Genomic DNA, 21,435 nt, shown 5'->3' with positions numbered 1-21,435 from the left:
GTACTGTTGAATTTTCAAATTGTAAAGTTCAACGGTGCTTTGATACATAAACATTAAAATTTATATTCAATGCCTGCCATTAGCTCTGTTTGTACGTAGATATCCCCATCTAGTTCAATAAGACAGGTATTATTACTGCAAAACAGGCTGCTATTGTTATTTAACACGGTGCCGTAAACACGTAAATCAGCTTTAATCGCCCAATGTTGGTTTAATGCATAACGTACCCCGCCAGTAATATTGCCGGAAAGGGCAACATCATTGTCGTACTGGCTGTCATCGGGAATGAAAAAAGTAGCCCCGATTCCTAAACCAAAGCTAGTTGATAAAGGTCCCTCATTAACAAAGTTTATGCGCCCACCAAAATGTAGATAACTGATATAGATATCAGTATTAATATCTTTCCCTGAAATACTTAAATCTTGTTTAGAATTACTGTATAGCAGTTCACCCTCTTTATTACGATCGTAGTACCAAGAGAGTGCGAGAGCTTGTGAGAAGTTATTGCCAATATCAGCCTTTTCCCCTGTATCACTATCCTTTAGGTCTTCACTGTAGCGCCCCCCTAAATAGGCACTGAGTGCAATAAAATCGTCAATAGGTGCGGGCGTTGCAAAGGTAGGTAAAGTTATTGCAGATAGAGTCACCACGGTGAGGAAATGCTTTGTTTGAAACATGGCTTACTCCATTCTTATTGATTTTTTAAATAACATAAAGTTAGCGTAATATAAAAAATTAATAAATCCATTTTGGAGTGCTAAAGGTTTGATTGAGTTAACAATTCTATTGTTTATTCTAAGATTAATCTTTATTGCGACGTTGCCATTTCTTGGCAATATTAAAGCGCCATAATACACGTAATAACAGATAACCGCAGGCAGCACTTATGATACCCAAAATAAAACACCCGGTTAATAGAGGCGGGGCGATAGTTTCAAATGCATCAGCAAGCCATTGAAAAGAAAGGTGGAAGTGAAAGTGAGTGACCGGCTCATCTAACACGTAAGCACCTAATCGATAAGCTGCATAAAAAAGAGGCGGCATAGTGATAGGGTTTGAAATCCAAACTAATGCAACAGAAAGAGGAAGATTGACCGTAAAAATCATCGCTAAAATAGCAGCCAAAAACATTTGGAAAGGAATTGGCATCCACGCACAAAAAAGCCCTACCGCTACCGCGCCAGCTGCACTACGTCGATTGATATACCACAAGTTAGGGTTTTGTAGTATTTCACCAAAATGCTTAAGGTGTGGGTGAGCTTTTAAGGTTTCTGGTTTTGGTGAGAAACGCTGAATAAATTTTTTAGGCATATAATTAGGGTTTATGTAAATGAATTCGGATGATAACTTTCGGTGGAACGTATGCGCACTGCTTTATTGCTATCAATATTTGTTTTTATTTCAACACTATTTTGGCCTCAATTACTTGATAAGCACCTTGTCTTATTAGCTGTTGCCAGCTTTTTATTGTTATTGACTTCTCAGCTACGTATTTTAGCAGTCATTCCTATTACTGCCCTCTATTTTACCTGTTATGTAAGTTTAATATTAACGGGACAACTATTTCCTTCAGCACAGCCGGATAATAAACGTGGATTAGAGGTGTTAGTAGATGGCAAAGACCATACCATAGTTGTACAAATAGTGTCATTAATTAGCAAAAATAACCGCAGTTATTTTAACGCAAAACTACTCGAGTCTGATACTTATTCTTTTAATTATACGCCACTTATTGAGATGCGTTGGTATAAACCAGAGGTAATTTTACAGGCGGGGCAAATTCATCGTTTTGTCGCTCGTTTCAAACCCGTTTATGGTCGCGCTAACCCTGCAGGATTTGATCGACAAAAGTGGTCCTATTCAGAACATATTGGTTATCGGGCTGCGATTAAGCAACACATTCAAACAATCAATAAAGAAACAACACTCCGAGCTAACTTTTATCAGCAAGTTCAATATGCTACGACTAACTTGACGCATCAAGGTTTATTGTTAGCACTCTCTTTTGCTGATAAATCCTTAATCCCTTTTGAGGAAAAAAAGCATATTAGAAACCTCGGTATATCTCACCTATTTGCTATTTCTGGTCTGCATATTGGTCTGTTTTTTAGTGCCGTTTATCTACTTTTTCAGTTTACTTCTTCCCACCTATTACCATCATCAAAAATGGGTTGGTTTTCAATGCGCTTGATAAGTATTGGTGCCTTAATTGGAGCAGGTGGTTATGCCTATTTAGCGGGTTTCTCTTTACCCACGCAACGTGCCTTTTTGATGTTACTGGTGGCGATATCTGTTTTCGCGTTAAAGCGAAACTGTTCTAAGGTTGATCTTTTCTTACTGGTTTTATTTGTAGTACTTGTTTGGGACCCGTTAGCGGTGTTAAGCCTTAGCCTTTGGCTGTCATTCAGCGCAGTGGCCATTATTTTAGTGTTACTGTGGTCTTTTCCAATACGTAGGATAGTTAGTGACGGAGGTGATAGTCATCATCATAATGACAGCACTGCTGTTAATAAGAAAAGCGCGATTAAAGGTAAAATAATAGGTTATTTTAAATTACTTTTATATCTGCAGGTAGGGCTTACGCTATTAATGCTACCAATTCAATTAGTCGGATTTTCCGCTCTTAGCCTCACAAGTATTGTAGTCAACCTTATTGCTGTGCCGCTTTTTTCTTTGCTGATCATTCCACTGGTATTAATTGCGGCGATAACTACCTTGCTGGCGCCGCAACTCGCACTTTTGCTATTTACGTTATGTGATCAGTTAATAATCTACTTCTTCTATTTGACCGATTTCTTATCGACAAGTTATCAATGGTTTTCTGTGGCGGAGCAGCAGCGTTTACTGGTGATTTTTATGCTTTTATTACTACTTGTTTTCCTTCACTTTCAAGGCGTCTTACAGCGTAAGTTGAGTTATCTTTTTGCTAGCTTATTACTATTGCTGTTATTTCTGCCTAGCGCCACAAGCAAAGATGAGTGGTCTGTCGATGTCATTGATGTTGGGCAAGGCTTATCGGTATTGGTTCGTAGTGAAAATAAAACGTTGCTCTATGATACGGGAGCTCGATACCCCTCGGGGTTTAATATGGTTGATAGTGAAATCGCACCCTATTTGGTCTCATTGGGTATAAAAAAGTTAGATTATCTGATTATTAGCCATAGCGATATTGATCACGCTGGCGGTATAGAGCAACTTGTACAACAATTTATAATATCCAATCGTTGGTCTGGTGAGCCGCTTTCAAGTCACGCAGATTTCCTGCAGTGTCAGCAAGGTATGCAGTGGCGCTTGGGCAAGTTGAATGTAGAAATATTATCGCCAACTAAGCTAACCAATAATGATAATAATAATTCCTGTGTATTGCGCATCAGTGATAGTAAAACGTCACTATTATTAACTGGAGATATAGAAAAGCGGCAGGAAACACTATTAGTTAATCAGTTAGCTGAAAAACTGAGTAGCGATATTTTATTAGCGCCCCATCACGGCAGTCGTCACTCCTCTAGTGAAGCGTTTATTGCTGCCGTTAATCCAAGCTGGGTGATATTTAGTGCGGGGTTTATGAATCAGTGGAAATTTCCGGCTGATGAAGTACTAGAGCGTTATCAAAAGCAGGCGGTTAAAATGGTAAATAGTGGCTTAAGTGGGCTTATTCGCTTTCAAATAACAGCCCAAGCTATTAAAATGCAAACATTCAGAGAAGATCTTGCCCCATATTGGTATCATCAATCTCTTACTTCTTCACCTCTCGATGGACACATAGATGACAAATAATGAAAACGATGGCTGGTTAATATTCAAACGCCTAGTAGGCTATGTCAAAGACTTCAAACTAGCACTATTCGTTGGCATCCTTGGCATGATCGGTTATGCCTCAGTAGATATGCTACTTATCTGGTCACTACAGCCGCTGTTAGACAATGGTTTAACCGGGCAAGATCCAACCATCTTAAAAATGATGCCATATTTTGTCGTGATTGTTATCGCTTTTCGTGGTGTGTTTGCTTTCCTGAGTTCCTACTGCATGGCGTGGGTGGGTAACCATGTTGTAATGAAACTACAACGCCAATTATTTGGACAATTAATGGCGTTACCAATTAGTTTCTTTGATAAAACCAATACCGGCGATCTGATCTCTAAAATTACCTACGATGCAAGCCAAGTCTCTAATGCGGCGAGTAATGCGCTAGTGAAAATATTCCGTGAGGGCGCACTGCTAATTGGTTTAGTCGCAATGATGTTCTATCAAAGCTGGCAGCTATCGATGGTGTTCTTTGTTGTCGCGCCATTTGTTGGCATTGCAATTAGTATTGTTAGTAAACGTTTTCGTAAAATTGGTAAAAACTTACAAAATGCAATGGGATTAGTGACTACGTCTTCGGAGCAGATGCTTAAGGGCCATAAAGAAGTATTAATGTTTGGTGGGCAACAGGTTGAGAGCGCGAAGTTTGATAAAGTGAGCAATACCGTGCGTACTCAAAATATGAAAATGGCCAGTGCCAATGCGATCAGTGTGCCAATTATTCAGTCTATCGCATCACTTGCATTAGCTTTTGTACTGTTTTTAGCGACCTTCCCTGAAATCATGGATACCCTTTCTGCGGGTAAATTTGTGGTGATTATCAGTGCAATGATGGGGTTAATGAAACCGATTAAAAATATTACCCAAGTAAATAATGAGATCCAAAAAGGGATCGCGGCAAGTAAAAGTTTGTTTACCATGCTTGATAAAAGTGTTGCCAAAGATGAAGGCACAATAGAGATAGAGCGTGCTAAGGGTGATATTGAACTTAATAGTGTGGTATTTACCTACCCAAGCTCAGATAAACCCGCTCTGAATAATGTCAGCTTTAATTTAAAAGCAGGGCAAACCTTTGCATTAGTAGGGCGTTCTGGTTCAGGGAAATCAACGATCGCTAATCTACTGACACGTTTTTATGATATTGATTCAGGTGCTATTAAAGTAGATGGCGTTGATATCAGTGATTACACGCTAAGCTCACTGCGCAATCAGGTTGCAGTGGTGTCACAAAATGTTCACCTATTTAATGATACTATCGCCAACAATATTGCCTATGCTGCGACCGATAAATTCAGTCGTGAAGATGTTGTTAAAGCTGCAGAAACAGCCCATGCGATGGAGTTTATTAGTGGTTTTCCGGAAGGTTTAGATACTATTATTGGTGAAAACGGCGCATTACTTTCTGGTGGGCAACGTCAACGATTAGCGATTGCGCGTGCACTGCTACGTGATGCACCGATTCTTATTTTAGATGAAGCGACTTCTGCACTTGATACTGAATCTGAGCGTCATATTCAAGCTGCCTTAGACGAACTTCAGAAAAATCGTACTTCAATTGTGATTGCACATCGCCTTTCAACGATTGAGCACGCAGATAAAATATTAGTAGTTGATAATGGTGCCGTGGTGGAGTCAGGCACACATGCCCAATTACTCGAGAAAAAAGCGATATATCACACCTTAAATAAGCTACAAGCATCGGGTGAACTGTAATGAAATTTTGGTATCAACCTCTGCAATGGTGGGCTTGGGTTTTATATCCATTTTCATTATTACTGTTTGGAATTAGTAAAGTACGTCGTACGGTATTACAAAAATCAGCGCTTAAAAATAGTGAGCCGCGCTTACCTGTGATCGTGGTCGGTAATATTTCAGTGGGTGGTAACGGTAAAACACCTTTTGTTATTTGGCTCTGTGAAGTGTTGATTCGTGAGGGTTATAAACCTGGTGTTATCAGCCGTGGTTACGGTGGGAAAAGCGAACGTTACCCGCTATTACTTGATAGTGATACGCAAGGTACTGAAGCGGGCGATGAACCGGTGATGCTGTTTAAGCGTCTAGGTATTCCTGTTGTGGTTGATCCGAAACGTGTTAATGCTGCCAAACATCTGAGTGAACAGTGTGATGTTGATATTATTATTACCGATGATGGTTTACAACATTACGCATTAGCACGTGATATTGAGATTGTTGTGGTAGATGGGAAACGTCGTTTTGGTAATAAAAAGCTGATGCCGATGGGGCCATTAAGAGAACCACTATCGCGCCTTAAAGAGGTTGATTTCATTATCAATAATGGCGAACAAGCAGATAACGAAGTTACTATGTTATTACAGCCTCAAGCGTGTAAAACCGTTGATGGACGTAACGCTTCCTTACCTAAAATGGCTAAGGTAAATGCTTGTGCTGCGATTGGATACCCGCAACGCTTTTTTAATACCCTAGCGGGACAACATTACCAATTAGCCAAACAGGTTCCCTTTGCTGATCATCATGCATTTAAGTCTGATGATTTCACTCAGTTTGAAACTAATTTACCCCTATTAATGACCGAAAAAGATGCGGTTAAATGTCTTAAGTTTGCTTTACCAAATTGGTGGTATCTGCCTATTGATGCGCAACTACCTGATTCTTTTAAAATACAACTATTACAAAAAATTAAGGATATTAAATGATCGACGTGAAGCTTTTGGATATCATCGCTTGCCCAGTATGCAAAGGGAAGTTAGGCTTTAAAAAAGAGAGTAACGAGCTTATCTGTAAATTTGATCATCTTGCTTATCCTATCGTTGAAGGGATTCCTGCACTGCTTGCCGTTCGAGCGCGAACCATCACAGCAGACGAGGAGATTTAAGCGATGTCATTTATTGCTGTGATACCTGCACGTTACCAATCGACACGTTTACCAGCTAAACCATTAGCTGATATTTTGGGTAAAACCATGGTCGAGCGTGTTGCTTTACAAGCATTACAAAGTGGTGCTTCAAGGGTGATTGTGGCGACCGATGATCAGCGCATTGCTGATGTATTAGTTGCGGTGAAAAACATTGAAGTGTGTATGACTTCAGCAGATCATGAGTCTGGCACTGACAGATTAGCTGAGGTATGTGAACAATATCAATTTGCAGATAGTGATATTATCGTTAATGTGCAGGGAGATGAGCCACTTATTCCGCCAGCGGTAATTAGCCAAGTCGCGACGAATTTACATAAAAATAAAGAAGCGAGTGTTGCAACCTTAAGTGCGCCGATTACAGCATTTGAGGACGTCTTTAATATTAATGCTGTCAAGGTTGTTAGCGATAAAAATGGCCTCGCACTCTATTTTAGCCGCGCTACGATTCCCTGGGATAGAGATGATTTTAGCCCTGAAAATCAACAAAATGGCTGCGTTGATAAAAGTAATCTACAACGTCATATTGGCATCTATGCTTATCGTGTCAGCTTTTTAAAGCAATATGCGCAGCTTGCTGTTTCTCCTCTTGAATCACTTGAGAAACTAGAGCAGTTACGTGTGTTATGGCATGGTTTCAAAATTCATGTTGAACAAGCGATTGAAGTACCTCCTGCCGGTGTGGATACTGCAGAGGATCTGCAACGTGTAATTAACTATTTAAAAGAAGAGTTAAAGGAATCGAATGAAAATTAAATTACTACTTATATTCTGTTTTGCCTTCGTGCTCAGCGGCTGTGGCGATGAACGACAGGATCGTATCGACAGCAATATTAAAAGTGCTGATTACCTTATTAATAATTTAGGGCAAAGCTTAGATGGTAAAAATATTCGTAATGCGATGTTACTTGAGCAGTACGCTGGTTTATTAGCGTCGGACAAGCCGGAACTTAAACCATTACTTGAGCAATTGAGCCGTGATGCAACACGTGATGGTCCTACTTATCAAGGTCTGGTTCAACGTTTAAAAACGGTGCGTGAGCAGCCGCAAGTCATTGGTGATATTGAAGCACAGGTCTATGAGACAGAGACCCTAATAGAAGCCTCTGATCCCGCGCTATTTAATGATGCATTGTCAGATCCTATCAATGTTATCGCGGATATGTCCGATGGTAAATTAGCTCGTATCAATGCGATTAGTCAGCAGCAAAGCTTAGCGGCTAATGGTGCTGAAGATAATGGTGCTGGTAGCCAATTAGTCGGCAACCCAGGTTACGGGCAGTGGCAAAATAATAGCAGCGGAATGTCGTTCTGGCATTGGTATGGTATGTACTCAATGTTTTCTGCGATCACCAACCCAGTTCGTTATGATCGATGGTCGTCACGTCGAGATTATAGTTATTATAATGATGTTGGTCGAAACCGTTATACTTCGCCACAGCAAGCCAAATCACAAAATGATTTAGCAACCAAAACTAAAAAGCAGTTTGGCAATAATCGAGGCTTCCAAAGTCCTTATGCTAAATCTAAAACGGGGGCGAGTGCGATGTCTAATTCAAGTCGCCAAGCACAGAAATCAACACCGTTTTCTGGGCGTTCCAGTTATTCAAAAACACGTTCACAGACGAAAGCAGCAAGCAGTTTCAGAAACAGTAAAACGACATCATCACGTAGCACACGCCGCGGAAAATAGGATTTTAATATGAATGAGTTAATAACAACATTAGGACAAAGCGGTGACATTGCTATTTATCTATTAATTGATATGGCAGTAGCCATTGCATTATTAGGTGGCATTCGTTTTACCATGGGTTTTATTGGTAATGTCGACACTAAAGATGAATTATCAGGTAAAGATAATTTTGCTTACGGCATTAGTATGGCAGGTGCTGTTGCTGCAATGGGGATCGCACTTAGTGGCGCGATAACTGGCGAGTTGGCAGGTTCTTACACGATCGAACTGCTTGGCATGTTTGCCTATGGTCTTGCAGGTCTTATCTTAATTAAAGCGGGTCGTTATATTCATGATAAGTTCGCCTTACCGGCATTTAACAAGCATGAGCTTATTTTAAATCGTAATATCTCTGTTGGTCTAGTTGATGCGGCTTCTGTGATTGCTACAGCGATTGTCGTTCGTGCTTCATTAATCTGGGTTGAAGGGTTAGATATTAATACCTTTATTGCGATTGTATCGGCATGGATTGTTTCTCAAGTGATGTTGGTACTGATTACACGTATTTTTGAATGGCGCTTTTCTCATAATAATGGCACCACTTTCCAAGCAACATTAGAAGCTGGGCAAATTGCGTTAGCGATTCGTTATTCGGGTTATCTGATTTCTACAGCGATGTCAGTAACAGCGGCGAGCTACTTTATCTATTATGATGCAGCGAATATATGGTTGGGTGTAAGTCAGTGGGCGATTATGAGCCTTATATTGATGGTTTGCTTAACGGTGTTAACCACCATTGCTAAGTTTATCGTATTACTGGGTATTAACCGCCGTGAAGAGGTTGAAGATCAAGAGAATATTGGTATCGCAACGATTGAGCTTGCCATCTCATTCTCAATCGCATTATTGTTAATGGCATTAATGACTTAATTTTTGTTTAACGTATAAATATTCTAAAAGGCTATCAATGATAGCCTTTTCTTTTGGGATTAAATAAAGTGGTAAAAATGCAAGACAAAAAAAAGTTAAAGCTGTTAATTGATGACAGTTTACTTATCTTAATTATGGCGACATTAGCGTGTTGTGGGCTTATCTATGAGTATCTGCTATCACACTACTCGGCACGTATTTTAGGCAGTGTAGAGACGGTAATCTACGCCATTATCGGTATTATGATCGTCTCGATGGGACTTGGTGCATTTGCTGCTAAAAAAGTAAAAGATGCCTTTCAAGGCTTTGTCGTATTAGAGCTGGTGGTTGCTTTTATTGGCTGTAGTGCAACGCTATTTATTGCTTCTATTATCGGTTTTAGCCAGACCTTACCGCAGTTAATTGCTGATAGTTATCAGATTCCGATGGACATGATGCCACGTGGCGGAATACTGGCACAATTTAGTTGGATAAGCTTACAGTTACCCTATATTTTTGCGTTTATATTAGGTTTTCTGATTGGGATGGAAATCCCATTGATCGCACGTATTCGTGAAACCATTTATGGTCACCATTTAGCGCATAATGCCGGCACTATCTACGGCGCAGATTATATTGGTGCAGGTGTTGGTGCAGCTATTTGGGTGTTGTTTATGCTTAAAATTGAGATCAGCCAAGCAGCAGCTTTAACAGCGACCCTTAATTTAGTGGCTGGTTTTGTGTTCTTAATGCGCTTTAAAAAATACCTACGTAATATTAAATGGCTATTGCTAGGGCATAGCTTATTGGCACTGTTGGTTGTTGCTGTATTTCAATATGGTGGTAGTTGGCAGAAGCAGATGCAAAACATGCTGTATCTCGATAAAGTGGTTTATCAAACACAAACACCTTATCAGAATTTAGTATTTACAGAGCGCCAGTTAGGCGGTGGGCTTGAGCCTATCTATAACTTCTATATTAATGGGCGCTTACAATTTTCAAGTTTAGATGAGCATATCTATCATGAGTTTCTAGTCCACCCTGCAATGCAGAGCGCCAATAAACATGACAATGTGCTCATCATTGGTGGCGGTGATGGGTTAGCGCTGCGTGATGTTTTAAAATGGAACCCTAAGGCGGTTACGCTAATTGATCTGGACCCATATTTAGTCGAACTGTTTAAAGCGCCTGAAAAAGCCTTACCGCATCATTTAGCCAATAAAATAGAGCAGTTAACAGGAGATAGTTTTAATGACGCTCGTGTCACGGTGATCAATGATGATGCTTTTATTGCAATTGATAAGTTACTACAAAACAAAGAGATGTTTGATAGCATTATTATTGATCTACCAGATCCAAGTCATCCAGACTTGAATAAGCTTTACAGCGTGAATTTCTATTATCGTTTGAATCATATGCTAAATAGTGACGGTACAATGGTGGTGCAATCTACATCACCATTCCATGCACAAAATGCCTTTATATCGGTTGCTAAAACAGTCGAGGCAGCAAACTTTAAACAGGTTGAGCAGTATCATCAAAACGTTCCCTCTTTTGGTGAGTGGGGCTGGACCATTGCTACTAAACAAGGTGCAAGTGTCAGTGAGCGTTTATCGCGAGTTGATGATATTTCAGTACCAACGAAGTGGTTAAGCATGGAGCTATTGCAGGGTTCATTTACCTTCAATAAAGGTTTTTACGATGATAAAGAGAAGATAAAAGTGAACTACCTAGGTTCTAATCAGTTGTATCAATACCATCAAAAAGCGTGGGAAAGAGAAACTGAGTTGTCGGAGTAAATTTAAAAACCAAGTCCAATAATTAGGACTTGGTTTTTTTATGCGAAATAGATTATTTAATCAGCTTAAGCTTTTAGATAATCAACAACAACTTGATGGTGATCTTTAGTTTTAAACTTATCAAATACATGTTCAACAGTGCCATTCTCGTCGATTAAAAAGCTAATGCGGTGAATACCGTCGTAAATTTTCCCCATAAAATTTTACCCTTGGTAACTGATTATGATGTATTTTTTGATTTTTCTATGAAAAGCTATATTTAACAGTTAGTTAGTTTTAAATTAATCTACAATTTTTATTATTATAACATTAATCATACTTTTTTGAAAACTTTGCCTTAATTCCGCATAAAAATCATATTTTTTCTTTATAGCAGAACCTAAGGTGAAAGTTAATTACTCACCGGTGTACATAGTAAAGTAACCACTTCAAACTTAAACGCTATTAACATTATCACACTAAGCACTATCGTAATGGAAAAAGACAAAGGCACTTTATCTCTCCAAAAAGTAAAATTCTTTTGCTCATTAATCCATTCTATTTGATGTTGCCAAAAAAACTTGTAGTGGGCATACCAATCACTAAAAAGAATTTGCTTCGTTATGCAATGGGAATAATATTCCGATTCCAAGCGTTGATGCTCATCTATGTATGATGAAATTTCTTGGCTCTGCTCATTTTTTACTTTGAGGTAAAGAGCTTTCAGCTGATTGAATATCTGGGTTAATTTTACAGCTCTTTCTTCATAGGCTGATTTTTCATTATTATAAAATGAAACGTACAGGCCGATTACACCCAATACTATAAATGTTGCTGATAATAGCTTTGTCGATAAACCATCGAAAACTAACGCATATATACCAAATGCCATTGAGAGGAAACTAATCCATCCCGGCACCTTTTCAACAATGTCATAGGTTGAAAAATGTTTTTTAGCTCCAAAGCCGACGTTATACCCAGTTTCTGCTATGGCTTTAAGTAGATCATTTTTAGTCATATAACCTCACTGAATTGGAACTCTTATTCTGTCTTTAGCGATAACAACATTGTTCTGGATAGCATAGCATTCCACAACATGCTCACCTTTAAATCTAGTTTTCTCGCTCTTATTTTTATGACCACTATCGGGAGTTATTTGCCCTCGAATACAATCTCGCCTTTCTGATTCTGCCCCTCTATTTAGGACTTTCCATAGAACTGTGAACTCACCTTTTATAGTATGCTTATCAATAAAAAAGTTCATCGATTTTGCGGGTGACAATGGCATTTTATTTAATAGCATTCTTGTTAAAAAGTTATCTCTGAAACCGTCCTGAGAAACACTACACTCCAATTTTAACCAAGCGCGAATGTCGATGGTGTATAACTCTGAATCTTCAATGAATTGTTCTGTATCTTTAAAGGTATAGGCAGATTTTTTAACTTCTTCAATTGCAACTGCGGCTTTAGGAAAAGGTCTACCAAAGATTTTTTTCCATGCTTTATTAGCGGAGTTAGAAGTGCCTGACTGTATAGCTTTTATGGCAAGGTTATATGCCTTTTTGGCTTTTTTCTGAAACTTGTTTTTTACTTTGACCTGTTGGTTACTGCCGAGTGCTAAATAGTACTCTTGGTCGGGCTCATTAGATAGATACTTGAAAAAGTCTCGACACATTGAGTCATAAGAGGCGTAACTTTTGTCATCATATTCATTATTATTTTTCAAAAACTTGTAAGCCATAGTGTCAATTAGTAATCCTCCCATGCCAACACCATGTTTGTTCTTCCACGCTCTAGCCATCTTACAAAGCTTCCGTAGGTTTTTGTTTTTTTGATCGACAAACTCCTTCATTGCCTCTATTTCTTCTCTAGGTTTAGTCGTTTTCCAACTACCGCCATTGTAGGTGTCAGGGTATTCAAAACTTCCATTATCATTTTCAAAAACGGGCTGAACTTCAACCATAAAGTTCTTATAGATTACTTGTACGACAAGGCGATCAACTTTGACTGTGGTTTTTGGATATTTATCCTTAATAGCGTCTTTTGTATCAGTCAGTAATTTGCTTTGGTTATCCTTATAAGTCTCCTCTTTGCCTGATGGCATTATATAGAGCATATCAAGGTCAGAGATCCCTTTGATCCCAGACCAACGCCCATAGGACCCAACTTGTAGACTATTTGCTGTTTCAGACTCTGTATCTCGGAATTTATTATTCAAGCAAGAAGTGATTTGTCCATAGCGATTACTAATAGTTTCAGAGTTCTTAATGGATAAGTTATCAAGGAGTTCTTGAAACATTTCTGACGTTGTCATATTACCTACCTTATTGTTTTATAACTTTCCTAGGCTCTCTTTTTGGCGCCTACTGCTATTTTTCCGTTTTACGTAAAGTTTTAGGTAAAAACTTATCGATTTCTTCATCACTAAAAGTCAGCTCTTCACCTTCCTTAAGAGCCTTTGAAGCCTTTTCATAAGCTTTTCCAACATTTGTACTTGGTGAACCTTTATAGAGTTTGTGCAAGTTTGCTTGCAAAGCATCTCGCTTTTTCCTTACTTCATCATCTGTGAGAGAGCTTGAATGCAAATCAGTTATCAATGAGAAGTACGACTCTCGTATATTCCAAAGAGAACTTGCTGCATCCGAGTGCTTCTGTGACAGCCCGCCAAGATCATACTTTTTAACATATGCATTAATGATTGTTAGTATCAATGATACCAAGGCTGAGACATAACCAACTTCAGGGATTTTCCCGAATACTGCTGCGAAAATACCTGTTGTGGTGATGGCAGATAAAACAATTTGCCAAAACTTGATGCGGTTGTTTTTGTCGTCAATTATATCAGCGCACTTTTGATGTGTTTTATGTGTCCATACAACTCTGCCGTAACACTCACGTACTTGATCAAGTAATGCCATATTAGGCTGGGAATTTTGTACCATAAATTTCTCTCCATTTTTCGTTTGCTGTGTAAGAGTAGTTATTTGTTTCATAGCCTATCGCTTCACAGGCGATATTGTAACAACGCAGCGCCTTGTGTTCGAAAGTTCCTTTGCGGTAGACTTGTTGGTTACTGCCAAGCGCTAACCAGTATTTCTTTTCTGTATTTTGATTTTTAAGGTAATGAAAAAAATCACGAGACATCCAGTCATAATATATAAATGATTCATTTTTGTGTGCCCATTGGCTAAGAAAATTATGTGCTAACGTGTCTATTAATAACCCTCCCATCGGCACATTCCATTTATCTTTCCATGCACGTGCCATGCGGCAAAGTCTTTTTAAGTTTTTATTCCAGTTGTTATTCGACTCATTAATCTGTGCTATTTCTGAACGCGGATCAGTAACTTTCCAGCGACCGCCTTCATTAGTATCTGGGTATGTAAAAGAGGGGGCATCCTTGTTGATAAACGCTGGAACTATCTCAAAACTAATACCGTCTTTAAAGTTAAGTTTAACTATCTGTCCATCACCACTAATATGGGTGGTTGAGTAGGTTTTTGCGATAGAAGCCCTTACTGCTTGTAATAAAGCTGATTGTCCATTAGTCGTATAACTATTGTATTTAGCGTATTGCTCGTAAGGAAGTTGAACTATAAGGTCAATATCACTTACGTGTATATCTGTTCCCCTGCCGTAAGAACCCACAAACAAGCTATATCGATTATCAGAAGTTATGCCCCAAAAATCACTGTTTATACGTTTAACTATTTGCTTTGTCCTATTTGATATATTCGTAGTGACAGCATCACTCATACGGAGGTTGCTACAAAAAGTCGAAAATTTATTAGACACGCTCATCCATCACCCATTGCTTTAAAATATACTAGTATTTTATATGGGGGTATTTTGAAATATCTCAAGTTAGCCAGATGAAATTGTTGATTTTATTTTTACGCTGTTGACAGGCTTACATATGCATAATGTCTAAATTAAAGTGTCTTTGTTAGTAAAGTTAATTCTGCGATTACAGCATATTTACTTATCAATCAGTGCACAAAATCATCCTTTTTTAATACAAAAAATGCCACAATAGGGTTATTCAGGATTACTAAATAATTCTATTTTTCATACAGATAACAAATTAGAGAAATTATGATAACAGGTGAGCTTAAGAGCCAAGTTGATAAAATATGGAATTCATTTTGGACGGGTGGGATCAGTAATCCACTGACTGTGATTGAGCAGTTTACCTTTTTACTCTTTTTGCGTCGTATTGATGAAAGCCAGTTGTTAGCTGAGAAAAAAGCCAACATGATGGGCATTGCGGTAGAGAGTCCGCTGTATAAAGAGGCGCATAAAAAGTTTCGTTGGAATCATTTTAAAGATAAAGATCCTGAAGTTATCTATAACCTATTCACTATGCCTCAAGTTGAGGCGGACAACCTGACTGTCTTTGAACACATGAAACAGTTGGGTGATAGTGCGGGTGTGTTTTCAAAATACATGAAAGGTGCCACTTTCATGATTCAAACGCCTAAATTGTTATCTCAAGTCATCGATATGATCGATGAAATTAAAATGGATGATCGTGATACCAAAGGCGATTTATACGAGTATCTATTATCTAAAATAGCGACTGCTGGTACTAACGGACAATTTAGAACGCCACGTCATATCATCAAGATGATGGTTGAAATGATGCAACCTAAGAAAGAGGATACTATTTGTGATCCTTCTTGTGGTAGTGCTGGGTTTCTTGTTGCTGCTGGTGAGTACGTGCATGAAAAGCATGAAGATTGGTTCCATGAAAAAGCATTTAGAGACCACTACAACAGCGACATGTTTACGGGTATAGAGTTCGATAGCACCATGTTGCGTATTGGTGCGATGAACTTACAGTTACATGGGATTGATAACCCGCAATTGATTGGCCGCGATGCGCTGAGTGAATCAAACAAAGAGGTGCGTGACCAATTTGACCTTATTCTTGCCAACCCACCGTTTAAAGGCTCTTTAGATTATGACGGTGTTGAGAGCTCATTGTTAAAAACGGTGAAAACCAAAAAGACAGAATTACTGTTTTTATCATTAATGCTTCGTATGATGAAAATCGGTGGGCGTTGTGCAGTGATTATTCCTGATGGCGTGTTGTTTGGCTCATCTAAAGCGCATAAGCAATTAAGAGAAACCATTGTTGAAGGCAATAAGCTTGATGCAGTTATCTCTATGCCAAGTGGTGTATTTAAACCCTATGCAGGTGTTAGTACGGCGATACTCATCTTCACTAAAACTAACAGTGGTGGCACCGATAATGTTTGGTTTTACGATATGCAAGCGGATGGTTTCAGCTTAGATGATAAGCGCAGTGAAATTAAAGGCAGTGATATTCCTGATATTGTGTCTCGCTATAGCCAGTTAGATTCAGAGCAAAACCGAAGCCGTACCGACAAGAGTTTTCTTGTGCCTTTTGATGAGATAAAAAAGAACGACTGGGATTTGAGCATTAATCGTTATAAAGAGATCATCTATGAAGAAGTTGAATATGATTCACCTAGTGTAATTATTGCAGATATAGAAAAGCTGGATGCAGAACGTCGCCAAGCTTTAAGCTTACTCAAGGAGTTATTAAGGTGATGAACTGGCCTTTAGTTAAATTAGAAGATATTTTTGAAATTGCGAGAGGTGGTTCTCCAAGGCCGATAGCTGATTATATTACGGAAGAAGAAGATGGCTTAAATTGGATTTCAATTAAAGATGCTTCAAATAGTGAAAAGTATATAACTACTACTAAATTAAAAATACGTAAAGAAGGGCTTAAGAAGTCTCGCTTAGTCAAAGAAGGTGATTTTCTATTAACGAACTCAATGAGTTTCGGGCGCCCGTATATTATGAAAACTACGGGGTGCATTCATGATGGATGGTTAGTACTTTCAAGTGACTCTAAAGTTGTAAACCAAGATTACTTTTATCACCTTTTAGGTAGTCCGTTTTTACATCGAATTTTTTCTAAATTAGCGGCTGGTGCAGTAGTTAAAAACCTAAATATTGATTTAGTTAAAAATGTGGAAATACCATTACCATCGGTAGAAGAACAAAAACAAATTGCTGAGATTTTAGATGCAGCCGATAGCTTAAGACAAAAAGACCAGCTACTTATTGGTCATTACGAACGTTTAAGTCAGTCATTGTTTTTAGGTATGTTTGGTGACCCCGTATCAAATCCTATGGGCTGGGAAGCTCTTTGCTTAGAAGATATGGTTGATTTTTTAACAAGTGGCTCGCGTGGCTGGGCAAAATATTATTCTGATTGTGGTGATGTTTTCATTCGAATTCAGAATGTTGGTAAGAATGAACTGCTTTTAGACGATATTACTTATGTTGACGCTCCAGATAGTGCAGAATCAAAAAGGACGGCTGTTCAAACTGGCGATATACTTTTATCGATTACTGCCGATTTGGGAAGAACTGCTGTGATACCTAAAGAATTTCCCAAGGCATATATTAATCAACATTTAGCTCTCATCAGGCTTAAAAAAGGGTACAACCCTGATTATGTAAGTGAATTTATTGCTTCTGAAGGAGGGAAAAGGCAGTTTATGAAATTAGATAAAGGTGGAGTTAAAGCTGGTTTAAATTTCACAGATATCAAATCATTAAAATTACTCAATCCTCCTGTGAGTTTACAGAATCAATATATGAATAATGTTAAAAAGATTAAAGAGCAGAAGCTACTTGCAGAGGAGTCTCTTATTAAATCAAATGATTTATTTAATAGTTTATTGCACCGAGCATTTAAAGGCGAATTAACAGTCTCTTAAACGTATAAAAATAATAAGTGGGATAGCAGATGAGTAATTTTACGTTTATAAAAGCGGATTTTCCTGAACTATATATCGATGTAATTGAAGCAGAGCAGTTAGTTTTTATCTCATCAAAAGCTTCGGCGGTGTTATCTCGTAGCGTATTAGAAAATGCAGTGAACTGGCTATACGAAAATGAACGTACCTTAGAGCGGCCTTGGCGCGCGGATTTAAACACGCTTATGCACGGTGATGAATTTAGAGCTTTGTTTAATCGCACTATGTTTGCTGAACTGAATTTAATTCGAAAAATGGGCAATGCAGCCGCACATGCAAGCTCATCGGGTAATCGCCTTAGTCACGATGATGCGCTTACCTCACTAAAATACCTCTTCCGATTTCTACGCTTTTTAGCGATTTATTACGGAAAAACCACACCTGAAACACAAGTGTTCGATGAGGCATTAATTCCTCGGCCTGAGTCAGCGCAACAAAAAACAAGCAAAGCCCAACAACAAGCAGAGCTAGCGACTTTATTGGCTGATATTGAGGTAAAGAACAAAGCTAACCGTGACGCAGAAAAGACCATTACTGACCAAGCTCAAGAAAATGAACAATTAAGAGAGCAATTAAAGCAACAACAAGCAGAGCTTGCTAAACGTAAAGTTGAGCGTGAAAAAACAGTCGATGTGGATACCTCTATTCCCCTATTGGTGAGTGAAGCTGAAACTCGTTTGCGCTATATCGACTTATCACTGAAAGAGGCTGGCTGGACAAACTTAAGAGAAGGTTATGAGTTAGAATTTCATGTGGTTGGCATGCCTCTCAGTACTAATCCAAAGGGTAATGGCTATGTTGATTATGTGTTGTGGGGAGATGATGGTTTACCTTTAGCGGTTGTTGAAGCTAAAAAGACCATGGCAAACCCGAAAAAAGGTAAACATCAAGCTGAGCTTTACGCGGATTGTTTAGAAAAAATGAAAGGCCAGCGTCCTATCATTTTTTATACCAACGGTTTTGAAACCTATCTATGGGACGACCAGTTTAGCCCTGAACGAGAGGTGCAAGGCTTCTTCACTAAAGATGAACTTACTCGTTTAATCGCTCGTAGAGACCCCGCTGATGGCCGCCAAGATTTACGCCAATTCAAAGTAAACCAAGCGATAGCGGGTAAAGGCCGTCCTTATCAACTTGAAGCGATTGCACGTGTAGCTGAAAACAGCGTTAAAACTGTTATTCAGCAGGATGCTAATGGTGAACGTATTGAGACGCTCCGTAGTGGCTCAAGACAAAGCTTGCTAGTAATGGCAACAGGTAGTGGTAAGACGCGTGTTTCAGCTGCGATTTCTGACATGATGACCAAGTGTAATTGGGCTAAACGCATTCTATTTCTAGCCGATCGTAATGCATTAGTGACACAAGCTAAGAATAACTTTAATGAGTATCTACCGCATCTTTCTGCCATCGATTTAACCAAAGAGAAAGAGGATGACGGCACACGTATTGTCTTTTCTACTTACCCTACGATTATGAACCGCATTGATGGTTTGGGTAACAGTGATGAGCGTTTTTATGGCGTGGGGCACTTTGACCTCATTATTATTGATGAAGCGCATCGTAGTGTTTATCAAAAATATAAAGCTATTTTTAGTTACTTCGATGCAATGCTGATTGGTTTAACAGCGACCCCGAAAAGCGAAGTCGGACATGATACTTACGGCTTATTTGGTATCGAAGATGATAACCCTACCTTTGCCTACGAGCTCGATAAAGCCGTTGCACAGGGGTTTTTGGTTCCACCTAAGGCAATATCTGTCCCACTTAAGTTTGTACGCGAGGGGATACGTTATAACGACCTAAGCAGTGAAGAACAAAAGCAGTATGAAGAAAAGTTTGGTGACCCGACGCAAGAGGAAGCACCTGATGAAATATCAAGCTCAGCCATTAATACTTGGCTCTTTAATACGCATACCGTAGACCAAGTACTTGATCACCTAATGACTAACGGTATTAAAGTTGAAGGTGGCGATAAAGTGGGTAAAACGATTATCTTCGCTAAAAGTCATCCTCATGCCATCTTTATTGAAGAGCGATTTAACAAGAACTACCCAGAATATGCGGGTAAGTTTTTACGTGTTATCGATAATTACGAAAGCAAAGCCCAAGATTTACTTGATGTGTTTGTTGATGAGTATGAAGAGAATGACCCGCAAATAGCAGTGTCTGTCGATATGATGGATACTGGTGTAGATGCGCCAAGGGTGGTTAATTTAATCTTCTTTAAACCAGTTAAGTCATCAACTAAGTTTTGGCAAATGATTGGCCGTGGTACGCGTTTGTGTGAAGGTTTGTTTGGGTTGAATGAAGATGGCTCAAGCAATGATAAAAAAGAGTTTGTGATATTTGATTATTGTGAAAATTTTGAATTCTTTGATGCAAACCCAGATGGTGCAACAGGTAACGTAGCGAGAAGCCTAACACAGCAAATATTTGAGGCTAAATTAGAAGTCGCTCTGATTATTAGAGAATGTGCTGATAGTACGGATAAGCAAAGAGAGCTTGCTGAAGCTTATATTACAGAGCTTAATTTGGTTGTTGCCTCGCTAGATACGAAGCGATTTGTTGTTAAAGCTAAACTTCGCGCAGTCACTGAGTTTAGTAACAAAAAACGCTGGGAAAGCCTCAGTAAAAACGACATGTTAGATATTAATACCAATATTTCTGAGCTGATTTTACCTGTAAAAGATGATGATGAGTTTGCAAGACGCTTTGATATTTTGATACTTAATTTTCAATTAGCATTATTAACTGCAGCGCATAGCACTGATGGTTACATCAATAAAATAAGTGGTATTGCACGCGACTTACTTAAAAACCAAAATATTCCTGCCATTGGCCTGCAAGTTGAGTTGCTTAATGAGCTTCAAACAACTGACTTCTGGAAAGTAATAAATGTAAATGCGTTAGATAACGTCAGGGTATCAGTGCGTGATCTGCTTAAATATTTAAACAGAGAAAGCCAGGCGCAGGTTATCACGACATTTGTTGATGACTTGAATGTAGATGGAACTACTCAACACGATTTAATTCCTGCTTATACTGCGCTTAAAAGTTATAAAGATCGCGTTGAATCTTATGTGCGTGAGCATAACGACCACCTAGTTATTCGAAAACTAAAAACCAATAAATCGATTACTGAGACAGAGCTAAATGAGTTAGAGAAGATACTGTTTGATGGTCGTAGGATAGGTACTAAGCAGGATTACGTAGATACCTACGGTGAAAAGCCTCTTGGTGAGTTTATACGGAGCATTGTTGGTTTAGAAGTAAGTGCTGTGCAAAGCGTATTTGCTGATTTTATTCAAGCGGGTAATTTGAAAGCCAACCAGATGACATTCATCAATAATATCATTAGCTATTTGACTAAAAACGGGACTATCGAGAAGAAAATGCTCTTTGAGCCGCCATTTACCAATATCCATGACCAAGGATTATTTGGCGTATTTGATGATGATGCACAAGCGATGAATGTGATTAGGTTGATTGATGGCGTGAATGATAATGCGGTTGTGAGTGGTTTTTAGTTTTCTGTATTGCCTGAGAAATAGACGAGTATTTACAGCGGTAAAATATTA

Annotated in this window: 17 protein-coding genes and 1 pseudogene; 11 read left to right on the top strand and 7 right to left on the bottom strand. The window is 38.8% G+C overall.

Annotated features, from left to right (window positions below):
* Positions 1-53 precede the first annotated feature (53 nt).
* The gene (locus QQK09_RS00945) at positions 54-677 is read right to left on the bottom strand and encodes a hypothetical protein (RefSeq protein ID WP_284202229.1); all 624 of its coding nucleotides are present in this window, start codon (positions 675-677) and stop codon (positions 54-56) included.
* Positions 678-801: 124 nt separating this feature from the next.
* Positions 802-1,311 carry a DUF2062 domain-containing protein gene (locus tag QQK09_RS00940; protein WP_284202228.1) on the bottom strand — a complete coding sequence of 170 codons (510 nt, stop codon included), beginning with the start codon at positions 1,309-1,311 and terminating at the stop codon, positions 802-804.
* Between the two features lie 51 nt (positions 1,312-1,362).
* On the opposite strand from QQK09_RS00940, the gene QQK09_RS00935 reads away from it, so the two are divergent.
* The 8 genes from QQK09_RS00935 to QQK09_RS00900 all read left to right on the top strand — a co-directional run bounded on the left by QQK09_RS00935 (position 1,363) and on the right by QQK09_RS00900 (position 11,078).
* The gene (locus QQK09_RS00935) at positions 1,363-3,777 is read left to right on the top strand and encodes a DNA internalization-related competence protein ComEC/Rec2 (RefSeq protein WP_284202227.1); all 2,415 of its coding nucleotides are present in this window, start codon (positions 1,363-1,365) and stop codon (positions 3,775-3,777) included.
* A complete protein-coding gene (gene msbA, locus QQK09_RS00930; protein ID WP_284202226.1) occupies positions 3,767-5,518 on the top strand; it encodes a lipid A ABC transporter ATP-binding protein/permease MsbA in 1,752 nt (583 codons plus the stop codon). Before QQK09_RS00935 ends, msbA begins: the two co-directional genes overlap by 11 nt.
* Positions 5,518-6,480, top strand: coding sequence for a tetraacyldisaccharide 4'-kinase (lpxK, locus tag QQK09_RS00925; RefSeq protein WP_284202225.1), 963 nt, complete (start codon positions 5,518-5,520; stop codon positions 6,478-6,480). The genes msbA and lpxK overlap by 1 nt, the downstream gene beginning before the upstream one ends.
* Positions 6,477-6,659: a Trm112 family protein gene (locus tag QQK09_RS00920; RefSeq protein WP_348532696.1), complete on the top strand. Its 183-nt coding sequence runs from the start codon at positions 6,477-6,479 to the stop codon at positions 6,657-6,659. Before lpxK ends, QQK09_RS00920 begins: the two co-directional genes overlap by 4 nt.
* Positions 6,660-6,662: 3 nt before the next feature.
* Complete coding sequence (kdsB, locus tag QQK09_RS00915; protein ID WP_284202224.1) at positions 6,663-7,454, top strand: 3-deoxy-manno-octulosonate cytidylyltransferase; 792 nt, start codon at positions 6,663-6,665, stop codon at positions 7,452-7,454.
* Positions 7,444-8,391: a hypothetical protein gene (locus QQK09_RS00910; protein WP_284202223.1), complete on the top strand. Its 948-nt coding sequence runs from the start codon at positions 7,444-7,446 to the stop codon at positions 8,389-8,391. Before kdsB ends, QQK09_RS00910 begins: the two co-directional genes overlap by 11 nt.
* A 9-nt stretch (positions 8,392-8,400) precedes the next feature.
* Positions 8,401-9,300 carry a DUF350 domain-containing protein gene (locus QQK09_RS00905; RefSeq protein WP_284202222.1) on the top strand — a complete coding sequence of 300 codons (900 nt, stop codon included), beginning with the start codon at positions 8,401-8,403 and terminating at the stop codon, positions 9,298-9,300.
* 77 nt (positions 9,301-9,377) lie between these two features.
* Positions 9,378-11,078: a polyamine aminopropyltransferase gene (locus tag QQK09_RS00900; RefSeq protein ID WP_284202221.1), complete on the top strand. Its 1,701-nt coding sequence runs from the start codon at positions 9,378-9,380 to the stop codon at positions 11,076-11,078.
* 65 nt (positions 11,079-11,143) lie between these two features.
* On the opposite strand, the pseudogene QQK09_RS00895 reads toward QQK09_RS00900, so the two are convergent.
* From QQK09_RS00895 to QQK09_RS00875, 5 genes and pseudogenes are all read right to left on the bottom strand, one after another.
* Positions 11,144-11,278 (bottom strand): annotated as a pseudogene (locus QQK09_RS00895) (thioredoxin-dependent thiol peroxidase); the annotation flags it as partial.
* A 191-nt stretch (positions 11,279-11,469) separates the two neighbouring features.
* The gene (locus tag QQK09_RS00890; protein WP_284202220.1) at positions 11,470-12,075 is read right to left on the bottom strand and encodes an SLATT domain-containing protein; all 606 of its coding nucleotides are present in this window, start codon (positions 12,073-12,075) and stop codon (positions 11,470-11,472) included.
* Positions 12,076-12,081: 6 nt separating this feature from the next.
* Positions 12,082-13,371 (bottom strand): SMODS domain-containing nucleotidyltransferase, encoded by a 1,290-nt coding sequence (locus QQK09_RS00885; RefSeq protein ID WP_284202219.1) that lies wholly within the window; start codon positions 13,369-13,371, stop codon positions 12,082-12,084.
* A 55-nt stretch (positions 13,372-13,426) separates the two neighbouring features.
* Entirely contained in the window at positions 13,427-13,999 is a 573-nt protein-coding gene (locus QQK09_RS00880) for an SLATT domain-containing protein (RefSeq protein WP_284202218.1), read from the bottom strand.
* Positions 13,977-14,852 (bottom strand): SMODS domain-containing nucleotidyltransferase, encoded by an 876-nt coding sequence (locus QQK09_RS00875; RefSeq protein WP_284202217.1) that lies wholly within the window; start codon positions 14,850-14,852, stop codon positions 13,977-13,979. The genes QQK09_RS00880 and QQK09_RS00875 overlap by 23 nt, the downstream gene beginning before the upstream one ends.
* A 300-nt stretch (positions 14,853-15,152) precedes the next feature.
* Here QQK09_RS00875 and QQK09_RS00870 point away from each other — a divergent pair, with 300 nt between their 5' ends.
* The 3 genes from QQK09_RS00870 to QQK09_RS00860 are packed head-to-tail and all read left to right on the top strand — an operon-like array spanning position 15,153 to position 21,384.
* Positions 15,153-16,634: a type I restriction-modification system subunit M gene (locus QQK09_RS00870; protein WP_284202216.1), complete on the top strand. Its 1,482-nt coding sequence runs from the start codon at positions 15,153-15,155 to the stop codon at positions 16,632-16,634.
* A complete protein-coding gene (locus QQK09_RS00865) occupies positions 16,634-17,818 on the top strand; it encodes a restriction endonuclease subunit S (RefSeq protein ID WP_284202842.1) in 1,185 nt (394 codons plus the stop codon). The genes QQK09_RS00870 and QQK09_RS00865 overlap by 1 nt, the downstream gene beginning before the upstream one ends.
* A 29-nt stretch (positions 17,819-17,847) precedes the next feature.
* Entirely contained in the window at positions 17,848-21,384 is a 3,537-nt protein-coding gene (locus QQK09_RS00860; RefSeq protein ID WP_284202215.1) for a DEAD/DEAH box helicase family protein, read from the top strand.
* The last annotated feature ends 51 nt before the right edge of the window (positions 21,385-21,435 follow it).

The organism is Psychromonas marina (assembly GCF_030161115.1).
GTDB classification, from domain to species: domain Bacteria; phylum Pseudomonadota; class Gammaproteobacteria; order Enterobacterales; family Psychromonadaceae; genus Psychromonas; species Psychromonas marina.
The sequence above is the reverse complement of the archived record's forward strand: the minus strand, read 5'-3'. Positions and strand labels throughout refer to the sequence as shown.

What these genes read in the sequence shown, in the direction of transcription:
- QQK09_RS00890 (WP_284202220.1), bottom strand. Translation starts at nt 12,075, where the DNA reads ATGACTAAAAATGATCTACTTAAAGCCATAGCAGAAACTGGGTATAAC.
- QQK09_RS00920 (WP_348532696.1), top strand. Translation starts at nt 6,477, where the DNA reads ATGATCGACGTGAAGCTTTTGGATATCATCGCTTGCCCAGTATGCAAA.
- kdsB (WP_284202224.1), top strand. Translation starts at nt 6,663, where the DNA reads ATGTCATTTATTGCTGTGATACCTGCACGTTACCAATCGACACGTTTA.
- QQK09_RS00880 (WP_284202218.1), bottom strand. Translation starts at nt 13,999, where the DNA reads ATGGTACAAAATTCCCAGCCTAATATGGCATTACTTGATCAAGTACGT.
- lpxK (WP_284202225.1), top strand. Translation starts at nt 5,518, where the DNA reads ATGAAATTTTGGTATCAACCTCTGCAATGGTGGGCTTGGGTTTTATAT.
- QQK09_RS00865 (WP_284202842.1), top strand. Translation starts at nt 16,634, where the DNA reads ATGAACTGGCCTTTAGTTAAATTAGAAGATATTTTTGAAATTGCGAGA.
- QQK09_RS00905 (WP_284202222.1), top strand. Translation starts at nt 8,401, where the DNA reads ATGAATGAGTTAATAACAACATTAGGACAAAGCGGTGACATTGCTATT.
- msbA (WP_284202226.1), top strand. Translation starts at nt 3,767, where the DNA reads ATGACAAATAATGAAAACGATGGCTGGTTAATATTCAAACGCCTAGTA.
- QQK09_RS00945 (WP_284202229.1), bottom strand. Translation starts at nt 677, where the DNA reads ATGTTTCAAACAAAGCATTTCCTCACCGTGGTGACTCTATCTGCAATA.
- QQK09_RS00860 (WP_284202215.1), top strand. Translation starts at nt 17,848, where the DNA reads ATGAGTAATTTTACGTTTATAAAAGCGGATTTTCCTGAACTATATATC.
- QQK09_RS00940 (WP_284202228.1), bottom strand. Translation starts at nt 1,311, where the DNA reads ATGCCTAAAAAATTTATTCAGCGTTTCTCACCAAAACCAGAAACCTTA.
- QQK09_RS00885 (WP_284202219.1), bottom strand. Translation starts at nt 13,371, where the DNA reads ATGACAACGTCAGAAATGTTTCAAGAACTCCTTGATAACTTATCCATT.
- QQK09_RS00910 (WP_284202223.1), top strand. Translation starts at nt 7,444, where the DNA reads ATGAAAATTAAATTACTACTTATATTCTGTTTTGCCTTCGTGCTCAGC.
- QQK09_RS00870 (WP_284202216.1), top strand. Translation starts at nt 15,153, where the DNA reads ATGATAACAGGTGAGCTTAAGAGCCAAGTTGATAAAATATGGAATTCA.
- QQK09_RS00935 (WP_284202227.1), top strand. Translation starts at nt 1,363, where the DNA reads ATGCGCACTGCTTTATTGCTATCAATATTTGTTTTTATTTCAACACTA.
- QQK09_RS00900 (WP_284202221.1), top strand. Translation starts at nt 9,378, where the DNA reads ATGCAAGACAAAAAAAAGTTAAAGCTGTTAATTGATGACAGTTTACTT.